At 72.5% G+C, this 15,556-nt stretch carries 14 protein-coding genes; 10 read left to right on the forward strand and 4 right to left on the reverse strand.

Going from position 1 to position 15,556, the window contains the following annotated elements; genetic code table 11:
- The 7 genes from FNH04_RS46670 to FNH04_RS24740 form a co-directional block, all read left to right on the forward strand.
- A partial coding sequence (locus tag FNH04_RS46670; protein ID WP_194236802.1) for a hypothetical protein occupies positions 1 to 1,950 on the forward strand: 1,950 nt, incomplete at its 5' end.
- Between the two features lie 15 nt (positions 1,951 to 1,965).
- The gene (locus FNH04_RS24715) at positions 1,966 to 3,582 is read left to right on the forward strand and encodes an Hsp70 family protein (RefSeq protein ID WP_152787793.1); all 1,617 of its coding nucleotides are present in this window, start codon (positions 1,966 to 1,968) and stop codon (positions 3,580 to 3,582) included.
- A 10-nt stretch (positions 3,583 to 3,592) separates the two neighbouring features.
- The gene (locus FNH04_RS24720) at positions 3,593 to 4,003 is read left to right on the forward strand and encodes a DUF1257 domain-containing protein (protein ID WP_322723757.1); all 411 of its coding nucleotides are present in this window, start codon (positions 3,593 to 3,595) and stop codon (positions 4,001 to 4,003) included.
- Between the two features lie 145 nt (positions 4,004 to 4,148).
- Positions 4,149 to 5,294, forward strand: coding sequence for an ABC transporter substrate-binding protein (locus tag FNH04_RS24725; protein ID WP_152787795.1), 1,146 nt, complete (start codon positions 4,149 to 4,151; stop codon positions 5,292 to 5,294).
- 57 nt (positions 5,295 to 5,351) lie between these two features.
- The gene (locus tag FNH04_RS24730) at positions 5,352 to 5,873 is read left to right on the forward strand and encodes a hypothetical protein (RefSeq protein ID WP_152787797.1); all 522 of its coding nucleotides are present in this window, start codon (positions 5,352 to 5,354) and stop codon (positions 5,871 to 5,873) included.
- A gap of 166 nt (positions 5,874 to 6,039) precedes the next feature.
- A complete protein-coding gene (locus FNH04_RS24735; protein ID WP_322723759.1) occupies positions 6,040 to 7,266 on the forward strand; it encodes a sensor histidine kinase in 1,227 nt (408 codons plus the stop codon).
- 7 nt (positions 7,267 to 7,273) lie between these two features.
- Entirely contained in the window at positions 7,274 to 7,951 is a 678-nt protein-coding gene (locus tag FNH04_RS24740) for a response regulator transcription factor (RefSeq protein WP_152787799.1), read from the forward strand.
- A 60-nt stretch (positions 7,952 to 8,011) separates the two neighbouring features.
- Here the strand turns inward: FNH04_RS24740 and FNH04_RS24745 are convergent, their stop codons facing one another.
- Entirely contained in the window at positions 8,012 to 8,989 is a 978-nt protein-coding gene (locus FNH04_RS24745; protein ID WP_152787801.1) for a ScbA/BarX family gamma-butyrolactone biosynthesis protein, read from the reverse strand.
- Positions 8,990 to 9,104: 115 nt separating this feature from the next.
- On the opposite strand from FNH04_RS24745, the gene FNH04_RS24750 reads away from it, so the two are divergent.
- Together FNH04_RS24750 and FNH04_RS24755 are read left to right on the forward strand one after the other, a co-directional pair.
- Complete coding sequence (locus FNH04_RS24750; protein WP_322723761.1) at positions 9,105 to 9,731, forward strand: ScbR family autoregulator-binding transcription factor; 627 nt, start codon at positions 9,105 to 9,107, stop codon at positions 9,729 to 9,731.
- On the forward strand, positions 9,728 to 10,717 hold the full coding sequence (locus FNH04_RS24755; RefSeq protein ID WP_322723763.1) for an NAD-dependent epimerase/dehydratase family protein: 990 nt from the start codon (positions 9,728 to 9,730) through the stop codon (positions 10,715 to 10,717). Before FNH04_RS24750 ends, FNH04_RS24755 begins: the two co-directional genes overlap by 4 nt.
- Here FNH04_RS24755 and FNH04_RS24760 read toward each other — a convergent pair.
- Positions 10,700 to 11,917, reverse strand: coding sequence for an IS701 family transposase (locus tag FNH04_RS24760; protein ID WP_152787807.1), 1,218 nt, complete (start codon positions 11,915 to 11,917; stop codon positions 10,700 to 10,702). The two genes, FNH04_RS24755 and FNH04_RS24760, sit on opposite strands and share 18 nt — an antisense overlap.
- Positions 11,918 to 12,161: 244 nt before the next feature.
- On the opposite strand from FNH04_RS24760, the gene FNH04_RS24765 reads away from it, so the two are divergent.
- The gene (locus tag FNH04_RS24765) at positions 12,162 to 12,764 is read left to right on the forward strand and encodes a TetR/AcrR family transcriptional regulator (RefSeq protein ID WP_152787809.1); all 603 of its coding nucleotides are present in this window, start codon (positions 12,162 to 12,164) and stop codon (positions 12,762 to 12,764) included.
- Between the two features lie 32 nt (positions 12,765 to 12,796).
- Here the strand turns inward: FNH04_RS24765 and FNH04_RS47865 are convergent, their stop codons facing one another.
- Together FNH04_RS47865 and FNH04_RS24775 are read right to left on the reverse strand one after the other, a co-directional pair.
- Positions 12,797 to 13,756: a hypothetical protein gene (locus FNH04_RS47865; RefSeq protein ID WP_228031601.1), complete on the reverse strand. Its 960-nt coding sequence runs from the start codon at positions 13,754 to 13,756 to the stop codon at positions 12,797 to 12,799.
- Positions 13,753 to 15,378, reverse strand: coding sequence for a serine/threonine-protein kinase (locus tag FNH04_RS24775; RefSeq protein WP_152787811.1), 1,626 nt, complete (start codon positions 15,376 to 15,378; stop codon positions 13,753 to 13,755). Before FNH04_RS24775 ends, FNH04_RS47865 begins: the two co-directional genes overlap by 4 nt.
- Positions 15,379 to 15,556 lie beyond the last annotated feature (178 nt).

The following is a 15,556-nucleotide window of genomic DNA, read 5'->3' on the forward strand; positions in this document are numbered from 1 at the left end:
GATCTGCCCCCGCTGACCTCCGTGCTCCTGCGCAGCCCGGCACCCCCGCCCGCCGGGGTGCTGACCGCGCTGTGGGCCTCCTGGCTGCGCTCCCCCGACGAGCGGCTGCTGACCGCCCTGTCCGCGTGGCAGGCTCCCGCGCCGCGGGAGCCGGAGCGCGGCGCGAGTCTCGTCGTACTGGAGCCGGACGCCTCCCGGCTGGCCGGAGCGGCCACCCGTGACGCCCTGTTCCGCGCGGCCACGCGCACCCGCCATCCGCTGGGGGACATGGCCCGCCGCAAGATCCTGGCGGCTCTCTCACCGGAGCTCGTGGAGGCCCTGTGCGACGCGGCGCTGTCCGACCTGGCGCTGGTGCCGCTGTGCGTCGAGAAGCGGCTCGCGCCGAAGGACCCCGTGCGCCGGGTCGTGTTCTTCCTGCTGACCGGGCAGCTGGACCAGTACCGGGGCATGGACCCCGACGGCCGGCTGCTGGAGCTGGCCTACGCCTCCGCCGACCGGGAGACCCGCACCCTGCTGCAGCGGGCCATGCGCGCCACCGGCGGCCTGGACCTGGTCCGGGTCCTCGTGGGCAGGGACCGGCGGACGCGGATCCCGGAGATGGACGAGGCCGAGCTCACGTATCTGGCCCGGCAGCTCGCGGCGCGCGGCGAGTGGCCGCAGCTGTGGAGCACGGTGCAGGACGTGGCCCCGTCCATCGGGCTCGGGCTGATGGGGCTCTTCGGGGACTGGGTGCCGCGCGACGAGGACGGCCGCCGGGTCTTCGAGATGATGCGGCGGGCCGACCCCGAGTCGGGGCGCAGGTCGGTGCGAGGGCTGACGGACTGGTGGCCGGCGATCTCGCACAGCAGCCGTATCCAGTTCCACGGCCGGGTCAACGACGTCTCCTTCGCCCCCGACGCGCCCCTGCTGGCGATCGCCGGAACGCACCAGGTCGCCGGGGTCGTCGACCTGACGCAGGGGCGGCTGATCGAGCGCTACGACTGCTTCAACTCCTCGGTCGGGTACGTGGTGCACACGGGCGGCGGTTCGTTCGTCGCCGGTGAGCGCACCAACAACGGCCAGGCACCCTGCCGGCTCGTACGCTGCGCCGGCGGCGGCAACAAGGTGCTGCACCGGGAGCCCGGCCCCCTCACCGCGCTCACCCTGAGAACCACGGACGGCGCCTTCGCCGCGGGAACCCGCAAGGGCCGGATCCTGCTGGGGGCACCGGACGGCACCGTCGAGGTGGTCCCCCTGCAGAAACTCGGCCTGCACCCCTGGCGCGACTGGCCCCGGGCGGTCACCGCGCATCTGGAGTCCGGCCGTCTGGCGGTCCTCGCCCGGGAGCTGGCCGTCACCGACGGCACCGCCGGCGAGGTCCTGGCCCGCGGCGACGGCGGGATGATCATCGGCAGGGCGGTGTTCACCGGCCCCGACTCGCTGGTCGTGGCGAGCAAGCGCGGCACCGTCCAGCAGCTGGGACGCGACGGCCGACGCCTGGTCCCCGGCGCCGTCAACGCCGGGATGGTCCGCGGCCTGGAAGCGCTGCCGGGCCGCGACGAGGTCGTCCTCGTCGACGAGAGGGGACAGATCCTCGTCCTGGACGCCCGGTCGCTGGAGCAGCAGTGGACGTCCGAGCCGGGAAAGACCTGGGCCTCGGTCACCAGCGCCCATCTCTCCCCGAAGGGCGAGTTCCTCGCCATCGGGTACGACGAGGGCTACACCGACCTGTACGACCTGCGCACCTGGACGCTGCCCTCGCTGATCAGCAGGCCCCTGGTGGCCTGCGTCCCCGCGGACCTGGGCGTCGTGGCCGGCGCGCGGACCGCCCGGGATCTGCCCGCCCAGGCACGGGAGTACCTGGGGATCCTGCACGACCTGCTGGAGTACCGCTTCCGCTTCGACATCGAGATCGGTAGGACCGGCGACCTGGCCGCCCTGTCCGCCGGTGAGTACGACATCAGCCTGTGAGGAGGGACGCGGCCCGTGACGACGCGTATCGGCATCGACTTCGGCACCGCCAACACCGTGGTCGCCGGATGGGACCACGCCCTGGACCGTGGTGAGCCCATCCCCCTGGAGGGGCTCGACCTGCTGCGCGACGGCAGCGGCGGCATACGTCAGCGCGTCGTCCCGTCACTGATCGCCTTCGCGGCGGACGGCGAGCGGCGCTGGACGGGTGCGGCCGTCGCGCGGGACGCGGCTCTGCTGGACGATCCGGCGGTGGCCGTCTTCCAGTCCACGAAGAGCAGCGTCACCGGGCAGTCGATCGACATCCCGCGCACCGTCGGCGGGCGCCGGATCAGCAACCGGGAAGCGGCCACCCAGTTCCTCGGCGACGTGATGGCCGCCGCCACGCTCGCCGTCGGCACGGACGATCTGGAGATCGTGGCGACCGCTCCGGTCGAGGCCTTCGACACCTACCGGGACTGGCTGGTGCGCGAGGTCGGCGAGACGGCGGGGCTCAGCCGGCTGCGCGTGGTCGACGAGGCGACCGCCGCCGCGGTCGGCTACAGCGCCCGGCTCCGTCCCGGGGACGCGTTCATGGTCTTCGACTTCGGCGCGGGCACGCTGGACATCTCCGTGGTGCGGGTGCAGGAGCCGTCCGCGACCGGGGGCGGGGCCGGAGTCCGGGCCATCGCCAAGGCGGGGGCCGACCTGGGCGGCAACCACATCGACGCGCTCATCGCCCAGCACGCGGCCGACACCACCGGGGTGCCGCTGGGCGACACGGCGGCGTACAACCGCGTGTTCCGGCGGCTGCTGCGCTCCGCCGAGGCGGCCAAGACCACGCTCACCCAGACCACGAACGCGGTGGTCGAGGCCACGGATCCCGAGACCGGGGAGCTGTACCGCACGGACTTCTCGCGCGGTGACTTCGAGACCCTGCTGCGGGAGAGGGACGTCCTCGGCCGGGTGGGCAGGGCACTGCGCAAGACCCTCGACACCGCGTCCTCGGCGGGCTACCCGGCCGAGGAGATCTCCCAGGTGTTCCTGGTCGGCGGCTCCAGTCTCATTCCGGCCGTCCAGGAGCTGCTGCGCTGGCAGTTCGCGCCGGAGGTGCTGCGTCTGGACCGTCCGCTGGAGGCGGTGGCGGCCGGGGCCGCCGGTATCGCGGGCGGCTACGAGCTGCACGACCACATCCAGCACGACTACGCCATCCGGCACGTCAACCGCGACACCGGGGTCTACGAGTTCGAGCCGCTGGTGCGCGCGGGCAGCGAGTACCCGACGCCGGAGCCGATCCGGACCCTCACCATCAAGGCCATCCGGGACGGCCAGCGCAACCTGGGGCTCGCCGTCTACGAACTGGCCCACGCCACCTACCGGGACGCGGGCGCCGATCTGGAGATCGTGTTCGACGCCGACGGCGGGGCGAGCACGGTCGCGGTCACCGCCCAGCACCGGCAGGAGCAGTCACAGCTCTGGCTCAACGAGGACAACCCGACCTTCCTGGAGGCGGAGCCGCCCGCCCGCGCGGGCGCGGACCGGTTCCGCGTCGACTTCCGCATCGACGCGCACAAGCGCCTCACCGTGTCCGCCTTCGACCTGGACCGCCGTGTCTGGGTCCTCGACCGGCAACCCATCGTGCGTCTCGCCTGAAGGAGTCACCGTGTCCCACTACACCCGTGTCCGCACCTCGCTGCACGACCAGGAGACGCTGGTACGCGCCCTGCGGAAGCTCGGCTTCGACCAGGTCGAGAGCCACCCGGAGCCGCAGTCGCTGTACGGGTACCAGGGCGACCGCCGCAGCCAGCGGGCGGAGGTGATCATCCGGCGCCAGTGCGTCGGCGCCGCGAGCAACGACATCGGCTTCGCCCGCGCCGGCGACGACGGTTTCCAGGCCATCATCAGCGACTACGACCGGAGGCGTTTCAACGAGGCCTGGCTGCGGCGGCTGACCCAGACGTACGGCCACGAGAGCGCGCTCTCCTTCGCGGAGGAGCACGGCTACGAGATCCTCACCGAGGAGACCGACAAGGCGGGCAACGTACGGCTGACCCTGCGCCGCGGCACGTTCTGACGCCCGGGCAGTCGGCTCCCGTTCCATCGAACGGTTGAACAGACGGACGACGTGTGGACGACGCGGAGCGGTGGCTCCCGTCGGCAGACTGGCCGCGCCGCCGCGTACGGGATGTGGCGGTGGAACAGGCAGGAGGACCCCCCACATGTCCAGGGACTTCAGCAGGCGCCGGCTGCTCGCCACCGGGGCCGGTGTCACGCTCGGCGGTGCCGTCGCGGCCGGCGCGCCGAGCGCGTACGGTGCCGCCCCGGACACCGCCTCGTCGCTCGCGGCCGTCCCCGAGGAGAAGCGCTCCCTCGACGAGCTGTACGAGGCCGCGCTCGCCGAGGGCGGCAAACTCGTCCTCTACCAGGGCGGGGACGTCGACGGCCAGGCGGCCGGTGTGCGGACCGCCTTCGGCAGCCGCTTCCCCGGCATCGACCTGACGGTCGTCGTCGACTACAGCAAGTACCACGACGTACGCGTCGACAACCAGCTCGCGACCGGCACCCTGGTCCCCGACGTCGTACAGCTCCAGACGCTCCAGGACTTCACCCGCTGGAAGCGGCAGGGGCGGCTGCTGCGCTACAAGCCCGCCGGGTTCTCCAAGGTCCACAAGGGGTTCAGGGACCCGGACGGCGCGTGGACGGCGCTGATGGTCATCGCCTTCAGCTTCATGTACGACATCCAGGCCGCCGGGGCGAACGCGCCGAAGACCCCGCTGGACCTGGTCGACCCGCGCTGGAAGGGCGCCATCGCCTCCTCCTACCCGCACGACGACGACGCGGTGCTCTACCTCTTCTCCCTCTACCAGCGGACGTACGGCTGGGACTGGGTCGCCGACTTCGCCGCACAGCAGCCGCAGTTCGCCCGTGGCTCCCACACCCCCGGTGCCGCGGTCAACGGCAAGCAGAAGATCATCGGGGTCGGCGGGGCGGGCAGCGCGGTCTCCACGTCGACCACCGTGAAGTGGGTGGCACCCGTGGGGCACCCCTTCATGGCATGGGGGCAGCGGGCCGCGATCCTGAAGCAGGCCGCCAACCCGACGGCCGCCAAGCTGTACCTGAACTGGGCGCTGTCCGAGGAGCGCCAGAAGGCGAGCTTCAACGGCTGGTCGGTCCGTACGGACGTCGTCCCGAACGCCTCGCTGAAGCCGGTGTGGGAGAACCCGGACGCCCATCTGGAGGGCTTCCCCCGGTTCATGGAGGACCGTGCCGCGATCGAGCGGCTGAAGCAGACCTTCGCGCTGTACTTCGGTGAGGTGAAGGGCGACCCGACGCCGGGGTGGCTCGGTCTCCACCCGGGGCGGTAACGCCCGGCCGTGGGCGGCGCCTTGACGCCTTCACGCGGGTGCCGCCCCGTACGGCCTTTGCCGTCCAGGGCAGTTGACGCGCCGCTGCCCTGCCGCTCACCCGGAGAGAGCATTGCCGCCGGGACGCCGGGGTCGGCTGCCGCGCAGCCGCTGGCCGCGGGCACGTACTGCACGCCGTGGGAGGGCCACTACGGCGCTCAGGGCTGGACGTACGCCGACGCCCGGGTGTGCCTTGTCGTCACCGCCGCGCAGAAAGTCACACTCCGGGCCGAGACCGACAGGAACACCTATTACTGGGGCGGGGCCTGGTACAACGCGAGCAGCAACTGGCCGGCGTCGTGGCGCGCCGACGGCACGGTCACCAACGCCAAGGGCTACCGGCTCACTTACGACATCGTCACGCTCTCGCAGAAGTCCCGCTCCGGCTCGACGGACGACGTCGCCGGTGGAGCCGCGATGGCCGAGTGCGGCACGTACTCCGTCACCGTGAGGTTCCGCCAGCACGGGCCCTACTGGACGGACAGCGCCGACATCGACTCGGGAACGCGCACCCACCAGGTCGACGTCCCCTGCTCCTGAACCACCACCACGGCCAGGGCCCCGGGATCATTTCCGGGGCCCTGGCCGTGTGCGCGCCCGCTCGAAGCACCCGGTTCGGGCGTGCGCTTACAGCGGTCACACAGGCGGCTCCCTACAATCCTGACGGCCTCGTCGCCCCCCACCGGCCGTCCAGGGAGCCACCGTCGTGCCTGCCACCCCTCTCGTCTCACGCCGGCTCCCCATATCGGCTCGGCACCTCCCCCACCTGGTGTTCCTGGTCGCCGTCGCCGGCACCCTCGTACGCCTCGTGAGGCTGAACAGCGGGCTGTGCTGGTCCGTCGCGCCGCCCACCACCGCGCTGGCCCTGCTGTACGTCGCCGGGCTCGCCCGGTGGGACCGGCTGAGCGGTGTGGGCCGACCGGTCTGGCTCGGCCTGCTCCTGCTGCTGTGGTCCTGGGTCGCCTGGGTGCTCCCGGTCCAACTCGCCTTCGGGTACGCGTGGCTGGCCGTCCCGTTGGCCGTCCTGGCGGTGCGGATGCCGACCCGTCCGGTGCGGGCCGTGGCGCTCGGCGCCATCATGGCGCTGCTGGTGGCGGTCCTCGTCCGTGTCGGCGGCGCACTCGACCCCGATGTGCTGGCCCCGCCGGTGGCCGCCGTCCTGGCCACCGCCGTCCTCTACCGCACCCAGCAGCGGCTGAACCGCGAACTGGCCGACACTCGGGGCGAGTTGGCGCGACGGCAGCGAGAGGCCGGCCGCCTCGCCGAGCGGGCCCGTATCGCGCGGGACCTGCACGACACACTCGCCCAGGAGCTCGCGGGCAGCCGTATGCTCCTCCAGGCCGCCGAACGGGACTGGGACCACCGCCCGGACGCGGCCCGGCGGCGGGTCCGCGCGGTCACCGACGCGCTCGGCGAGCAGCTCACCGAGACACGCGGCATCATCGACGACCTCACCCCGCCCGTCCTCGCCCGGGACGGTCTGGAGGCGGCGCTGCGCGACGCGTGCGCCCGTACCGGCTCCGCGCCCCGGGCTCCCCGGATCACCTTCCGTGCCGAGGCCGGGCCCGAGCCGTACCCCCTGCCCACCGAGCGGGCCGTGGCCCTGCTGAGGGTGGCCCAGGGCCTGCTGGCGAACGCGTGCGAACACGCGCGGGCCACCCACGTCCACGTCACCCTGACGTACGGCGGCGGGGCGACGACCGCCGTCGAGGTCCGGGACGACGGAGTGGGCTTCGACCCGGCCGCCGCCCGGACGACGGGCACCCGGGCGGCAGGCACCCGCCGGGGCTTCGGACTGGCCGCCGCCCGCGACCGGCTGGGCGCGTTCGGCGGCACGCTCACCGTCCGCAGCACACCCGGACACGGCACGCGCGTCCGGGCGGCGCTGCCGGCCGAGGACCGCGTCCACCGCGTCCCGGTCGGCGCACGGTGAGCTGCGGATGACCGAGACTCCCGATCCGCCGCTGCGGATCCTGATCGTGGACGACCACACCGTCGTACGGGCCGGGCTGCGCGCCCTCATCGAAGGCGAGCCCGGCTTCGACGTCGTCGGCGAGACCGGCGACGGGACCGACGCGGTGCGCCTGGCGGGCCGGCTCCGGCCCGACGTGGTGCTGATGGACCTGCGGCTGTCGGACACCGGAGACGGGGACGGCTGCGGAGACGGCGGTGGCGACGGCATCGAGGCGACCCGCCGGATCCTCGCGGCCTCCAGCGGCACACGGGTCGTGATGCTCACGAGCTACGGCCGTCAGGCCGATGTCCTGCGGGCCGTGGAGGCCGGCGCCCGCGGTTACGTCCTCAAGGCGGGCCCGCCCGAGGAGCTGTTCCGCGCCGTACGCGCCGCGGCGGCCGGAGGCATGGGGCTGGCTCCGGAAGCCGCGGCACGCTTCGTCGGGCACACGGTCGAGCCCGGGCCGGTGCTCAGCGAGCGGGAGACCGAGGTCGTCCGGCTGCTGGCCCGGGGTTACAGCAACCGGGCCATCGCGGGCACCCTGTTCCTGGCCGAGGCGACGGTCAAGACGCATCTCGTACGGATCTACCGCAAGCTCGGCACCGAGAACCGCGCCGGGACCGTCAGCGAGGCCGCCCGGCTCGGGTTGATCGATCTCACCTGACGCGACACCGTCGGTCGCGTACGGGGGCTCCGCCGTGCCCGGGCCCGTGCGCGAGGTGGATCAGTCGCCCTGTACTGGGTCCTGTACCGGGCCCGGTACAGGACCCGGTCCGGCGCCCGGCACGGGGCCGACGGTCACGACGGAGGAGAACACGTCCCTGCCACGCTGCTCTCCCGTGATCCGCACCCTCCGGTTGCCGGCCGGGTCGTCCGGGAGACGGGTCGCCTCGATCCAGCAGGCGGAGTCGAGTTCGGCGTAGCGGACGAAGACGGTGTCCATGCCTATGGTCACGCAGGCCCGGGGGTGCGCCATGGCCTGGGCGGCCTGGCGCGCGGCTTCGAGCAGCAGCATGCCGGGCGCGTGGTCGACGGGGTGGTCGAACAGGATGGGGTGCGTCGTGTCGACGCGCAGCTGCCAGCGCCCTGGTGTGTCGGTCGGCGAGAGGACGACGTCCTCGAAGGTGTCGCGCGCCAGCTGCTGGGGCGGCGCCGGAGGGGCCACGGGGATCACATGGAGGCCGGCGAGGTCCGCGTACTGGTCGCGCAGACGCAGGTAGACGGCACTGTTCTGGATGGCGAAGCGGGTGGTCGCGGTGGCCAGGAGGGTGTCGCCCCGCACGGCTTCGACGTTCATCGCCACGGCCGACGCGCGCTCCTTGCGGCGCCTGACGTCCGTGCACGTGATGCGGAGGTCGATGTCGGCCACGTCTCCGTCATGGCGCAGGGCGGCCGGGTTCAGGTTCCATCTGAAGTCCTGCCAGAGCAGTTTGTGGCCGAGAGGCACCTCGTACGCGCCGTGGGACACGAGGGGCAGGGTCTGGCGCACCGTCTCGCACAGGAGCACCGGGTCGTGCATCCCCAGCCGGGTCGTGTAGAAGGCATGGTCCGCGGGCCAGCGGGCGGACACCGCGAACGAGTCGGCTCCCGTGCGGCACCAGTCGTGTAAGAGGACTTCTGACGGGTTGACTTTGTGTGTGTACTCCTGGGGGACAAGAGACGATTTTTCGGTCACCTGCGGGCGCGCGAGCTGAAACGACATGACAGTTCTCCCCTAACTGCTGCCGATGACGGTGTGGAGCGGGCGTGCCTGACGGGCCGTCGGGCAATAACATAGAGGTCGTTCTTTTTGTTTGTCGAGGGATAGAGGCAAGTCGGTGTCGCAACACAAACAGGAACGTGCGGTCCGTACGCGGGAACGGCTGCTCAGGGCGGCGGCGGAGGTGTTCGACACGACCGGGTACGCCGGGGCGAGCATCAGCCGGATCCTGGAGCGGGCCGGTCTGACGGCCGGGGCCATGTACTTCCACTTCAAGTCCAAGGAAGACCTGGCCAGAGCCGTCATCCTCGAACAGGCCGCCGACCTGGACTTCCCGGAGACCGAGTCGGGCCTCCAGCAACTCCTCGACATGACCGGGTATCTGGCGGTCGAGCTGAAGACCAACACGCTGTTGCGGGCCGGCGTCCGGCTGGCGGTGGAGCAGAACGAGGTGGGGCTTCAGGAGTACTCGATCTACGAGTGGTGGATCGACCGCTTCCGCCAGGAGCTGGTCCAGGCCCGCGAGAAGGGGCAGTTGCACCCCTTCGTCGACGAGGCGGACTTCGCGCGCGTGGTGGTCGGCGCCTTCACGGGGACGCAGATCATGTCGCAGGTGTCCAGCGACCGGGCCAACCTGCCCGAACTGATCGCGGCGATGTGGCGATGCCTGCTGCCGGCCCTGGCCCCGGCGGATGTCGTCGAGACGCTCGTCATCCCCGCCGGCGGGACGGCGGGGACCGGGTGAGACCGCGCCGGGTGGTGGTGACGGGCGCGACGGGCTTCATCGGTTCGGCGGTGCTGCGCGGACTCCTGGAAGCCCGCGCGGCCGGTCGCGTCGACGAGGTCCGCGCGCTGGCGCGCAGGCCGCCCGGGGGATGGGACGGTGCCGCGGCCGGTCCGTCGTGGCGGTCGGCCGACCTGACCGACCCCGGCTCGCTGTCCGGGGCGCTGGACGGGGCCGATGTCCTGGTCCACCTCGCCTCCCGCGTCGACGGTGACGCGAGCGTGTGCGAGGCCGTCAACGTACGGGGGTCCGAGGCTCTCGCCCACGAGGCCCGGCGCCGGGGCGTCCGGCGGATCGTCCATCTGTCGACGGCCGCGGTGTACGGAGCCGGGCCCCACAGCGGGCTCACCGTGAACGAGATCGAGCCGGCGCCGGTCTCCGTGGCCAGCGCCACCCGGCTGGAGGGAGAGCGCCACATGCTGGCCGCGGGCGCCACGGTGCTGCGGCCCGGCCTGGTGGTGGGCAGGGGCGACCGGTGGGTGGTCCCCGCCCTGGCCGAACTGGTCGCGCGGGTGCCGGCCCGCTGGGACGGCGGGCGCGGACTGCTGTCCCTCGTCGACGTCGACGACCTGGCCGGCCTGATCACGACCGTGGCCACGGCGCCGGCCGCCCCGCCCCCCGGCATCCACCACGCCTGTCATCCGCGACCCGTCGGCAACGGTGCCCTGATGGCCGAGCTGGCCGGCCTGGGTGTGCTGCCGGAGGTGACGGACGACTGGTCCTGGGAGGTGTGTGTACGGCGCCTGCGCGAGACACCGGGCCGGATCAGCGAGCGCCAGTTCTCGCTGCTCGCCCTCGACCACTGGTACCGCAGCGAGGAGATCTGGCGCGCCACGGGGTGCCCGGCGGGGCCTGGGCCCCTCGCCCGGCTCGCGGCTGCGGCGCCCTGGTACGTGGCGTTCCTCGGTGAGCGGCGTGCGGGGGTGCCGTCACGCGGCCCACGGTAGTGGCTCGGAGTCCGGGGCCAGGGTGGTGGCGAGGCGGGCGTAGGCGTAGGCGGCCGAGACCAGCGTCATGTGGTGGTGCCACCCGGGGTAGGAGCGGCCCTCGAAGTCGAGCAGCCCGTAGTCCGCTTCGAGCCGGCTCACGGTCGCGGCGGTTCCGGAGTCCAGGCGGGCAAGGCCCATGAGCCGGTCCACGCGCTCTTCGAGAAGGCTGGACACCCATGCCCCGGTGGGCCTGCGGCGCGTGGGGCACCACTCGGCGAACAGCCGGTACGTGTGGCACGTGTGGCTGCCGCCGGGGAGACGGACCCGGGCGGACAGGATGCGGGCGTCCCCCTGTTCCAGGGTGACCTCCTGTTCCAGGGTGACCGCGGCGGTGTGCGTGGGCCGTGCGCCGAGCCTCTGGAGGAACCGCTGGACGCTCACACACCCCTGCGCGGTCCCCGGATCGGCGGGGCTGTTCACGGGCGGGGCGGGGCAGGAGCCCAGCGGGAGCACGGGCAGGCCGAGCGGCACCGCCACCACGAAGTCCTGCCCCCGCCGGCTGAGACCGCCGATCAGCCGGGCCGCCTCCATGTGCTTGCTCATGTCCACCACCGCGGGAAGCGGCGCACGGGTCGTACGGGACGCGAGAGCGTCCAGCAGGTCGAGCGCGTGCACCCAGAAGGGCCGGTGCCGTGCGGTGCCGGGAATCCTGGCGCGGTCACGCAGACGCTCGTCGTGGCTCCACCGCTCGGGGAGGATCAGGCGCCAGTCCACCGGCAGGTGCGTGCCGGCGGAGGACAGGAACACCCCCACGCCCACCTGGCAGTTGATGATGCGGCCCGCCTGGGGGACGAAACGCCGGTGCACACCGCACGAGTGGGCGCCGCGCTTCGGGAGGACGGCGGAGGTGACGGTCCAGGCCAGGGGGGTGAGGTGCCGCTCCGCGACCCGGGTCAGCTTCTCGCGGGCCGGTTCCCAGTCCCACGGGCTGGCGTTGACGAACTGCTGCAGCGACTGCGAGGCGGTGGACGAGGTGGAGATGGTGGCGGCCAGGCGCCGTACCGACTTCTTGCCCGGAGTCGTCAGAAGCCCCCGGAGGTAGCCATGGGCCCAGCGTCGCTGGTCGGCACGCGGCAGGTGCCCGAAGAGGGCCTCGGCGAAGGCCGTCAGCGGGTCGCTGTGCAACTGCGGCGACAGACTCAAGTACTGCTCGGCCATGGCGCGTTCCCTCCGCTCCGTACCTCGATTCCCAAAGAATAGCGAACGTTCTCTTTCTTTCTGGCCTCCGCGCGGGCACGATGCGACTTCGGCAAGTCACGCAGATACGAGCGGCTATTGGGACGTAACCACACCAAGTGGACCGGTTCGAGGTCCAAGGCCATGCGTCTGTCCGACATTTACGTGGTGACGGCCCCCTCGCCGTCACCGGCTGGACAGCACCGCTCCCCTCCGGAGGCAGTCAATGGTGAAGCAGGAAAGAGCGGCCCGTACCCGGGAGTCCCTCATCCAGGCCGCGGCCAAGGCGTTCGACAGCGCGGGCTTCGACGGTACGTCGCTGGGGCGGGTCAGCGCGGGAGCGGGGATCTCCATGGGCGCCCTGACCTTCCACTTCCGTACCAAGGCAGACCTCGCCGACGCGGTGCAGTTACGCGGCGTCTCGCTCACCCGTGACGCGGTGAAGCAGGTTATCTGCAGCCGGACGGCGGAACTGGAGACGGTCGTCGCCATCACTCTGGCGCTCGTCGGACTCCTCGAGGAGAGCACCGTCGTGCGGGCGGCCGCGCGGCTCAGCCGGGAACGCGCGGCAACCTCCGTCCCCTGGCCGTCCTCCTGGGTTCCGGTGGTCGAGGACCTGCTGGACCGCGTACCTGAACAGGACCTGCGCCCCGGCACCGACCCGGGTGTGCTTCTCTCCCTGGTCTCCCATCTCGTGACCGGCGCGGAGGTGCACATCCGCAACGACATCAGGAGCGCGGAGAAGAAGCGGACGCGCACGGTGGCCCAGGTCGCCGAGATCTGGGACATCGCCCTGCTCGGCGTCTTCCCGGCACTGCGCGTGCCGTAGGGGGCGTGCGGGACCGGCCACGACCGTGGGGATCACGGGCAGTCGTACGTGAGGCGGGCCGTGACCGAGTGGGGGATGGGGGAGAGGACGCGCAGCTCGGCCCGTGCCGTGTAGCTGCCCTTGCCCTGGAAGGTCCACAGCAGGTGCACGCGGGCCTGTCGCTGGCCGCGGACCACCACCTCGCGCAGGACGCCGGAGCGGGTGCCGTCGCTGCGGATCCAGCGGTAGGAGAGCGTGCCGGGCCGGCCGTTCGTGGTGACGAGGCCGACGATGTCCGCGGTGTCGCCGCACCCCAGGACGGCCGGCCGGGACGTGGCCGCCACCGTGCGCACCTCGACGGACGGCCCGTGGCGCTGCCAGGCGAGAAACGCGATGACGCAGATCAGCACCAACGCTGGCAGGGCGTGCCGGCGCGGACTCCGGCGCGGGGGCGCGGAGGGCTGTGGTACGGCGGGCAGCGTCCTGTGGGTGCGGTGCGCGACGGCCGCGGTGACCCCCGGGCCGAAGCGCAGCACGGTGCCTTCGACACGGTCCGGCAGTGTGGGAGGCGCCGGAGGCGTCGACAGGACCTGTGTGGAGGGCGGGGCGACGAGGGTCTTGTCCTCCGTGTCCTCCGGCTCGGGTCTCTGGATCCAGTGGCTGGCCAGCACGGTGGCGCTGTACTCGTCGTCGGTGGAGGGGGGTTCGTCCCTCTGGGCGGGGGCGTCGACCGGCACGATGGCATCAACCGGGACGGTGGCGTCGCTCGGGACGGTGGCGTCGGTGATGCCGCCGAGGTGCAGGGTGGGGGTGGGCTCGCCGGGCCGTCCGAGCCGCTGAGTGGACTCGACGGAAGAACCGAGCACCTGAGTGGACTCGACGGACGATCCAAGCCGCCGAGTGGACTCGACGGACGATCCAAGCCGCTGAGTGGGCTCAACTGAAGAACCGAGCCGCTGAGTGGACTCGCAGTCGTCGGCGGGCGCGGGCGTGCGGTTGTCGGGCGCGGTCATCGGAGTATGCACCGCCTCGTCAGTAGCTGCTGCGAGGCGCCGCCGTCGGCGGAGCCCGGAGTGGTCGTGGCCTGCACCGCCCAGTAGCAGCCCGTGCCCTGGAAGGTGTGGTCGACGGTGATCGTGTACTGGGTGGATCCGCTGCGGTCGAAGGTCTGGGGCGCGCCGTCCGGGGTGCCGAGCCTGCCCTCCGTGTCGCTCGTGAACCACGAAACGGTGATGGAGACGGGCCCCGTGCCGTCCGTGGTGACGTCGATGGTCGCCGTGGCGGTCGTGAGACCCGTCTGCTGGAACGCCGACACCGCGACGTCCTTGACGGCGGGAGCGGCCGGCGAGCCGGGGGAGTCGGTCGTGGGCGTCGTCCCGGTGACCGTCCCGCCGGGTGTCGTCGTCTCCTCGGCCGGATCCGTGGTGGCGGACTCCGAGGGCTCGTCGGTACCGGTGGTCGGCGAGGCCGAGTCCGAGGCCGAGTCCGACGGGCTGGGTGACTCGCTGTCCGACGCGCTCGGGGAGGCGGGCCCGGCCGGTTCCCCGCCCGGCTGGGCACTGGTGGTGGCCAGGGCCTCCGCCGCCTGCTGTGCGTCCACTCCGGGCGTCTGCGGGACGCCGTACGCCAGAAGGGCGCCCAGGAGCACGGCCGCACCGGACACGAGCACGCCCGGTCGGCCGGGCCGCCACGACCGCGCCCATCCCTGGCCCGGTTCGCGGCCCAGGACCGTACGCGCTGTGTCGGTGGTGGTCTGCGGGGAACTGCGGGCCGAGGGCAGCAGCAGGGGCAGCAGTGCCACCAGCGCGGCGAGCCGGCCGCGGCCGCGCTCCTCCCAGTCGGGCCCGTACGCGGCGCCGGCCGCCGCCTCCAGTTCCGTGACGAACGCCTCGGCGTGGGTGGGCCGGTCCTCCGGGTCCTTGGCCAGACCGCGCAGCACCAGCTCCCGCACCGCCTCGGGCACCTCCTCGGCGGGGATCGGCGCGTCGAGGTGCTGCAGGGCGAGTTCGGCGAAGTTGTCACCCGAGTACGGCTTGTGGCCCGTGAGGCACTCGAAGAACGTGGCCGTGGCCGCGTACACGTCGGCGGCGGGAGAGGCGGGCTCGCCGCTCCACTGCTCGGGAGCCATGTAGGAGGGGGTTCCCGCGACACCGACGCTGGTGCCGGCGTCCACCGCGATCCCGAAGTCGACGAGCTTGGACGATCCGTCCGGCACGACCAGGACGTTGTCCGGCTTGTAGTCGCGGTGGACGACACCGAGGCGGTGCGCGTCGGCCAGACCGAGCAGCGAGCCCTTGAGGATCAGGAGCGCGGCCTCGGGATCGAGCGGGCCCTCCCTGGTCAGCAGGGTCCGCAGCGAGACACCGTCCACCAGCTCCATCACGATGGCGGCGCCGTCCGGGCTCTCGACGTACTCGTACAGCCCGGCGACATACGGGCTCTCCAGTCCGCCGAGCAGCCGCGCCTCCGCCCGGAACTCGTGCACGAAACCCGGCCTGGTCCGCAGTGACTCACTGAGGTACTTCACCGCGACCGGAACGCCGCTCTCCTCGTGCACGGCCAGGACGACCCGCCCGCTCGCCCCCGCTCCGAGCTCCAGTGACTCGGTGTACCCGGGCACTTCCCACGTGCTCATTCCAACCCCCCAAGGCCGCCCGCCGCACTGCCGGAACCCCCGCTCCGAACGTTCGGGCCACTCGCCCAGAGACACATTTTCGGCCACCGCGGTTGCGGTGCGCCATCCCGGTTCCGTCACAGACGCGGGACGACTCGGCGGGGGCGCCCGGCGGAAGGGTGGCTGGAAATGATCACCG

This window comes from Streptomyces phyllanthi (assembly GCF_009377205.1).
GTDB lineage: Bacteria > Actinomycetota > Actinomycetes > Streptomycetales > Streptomycetaceae > Streptomyces > Streptomyces phyllanthi.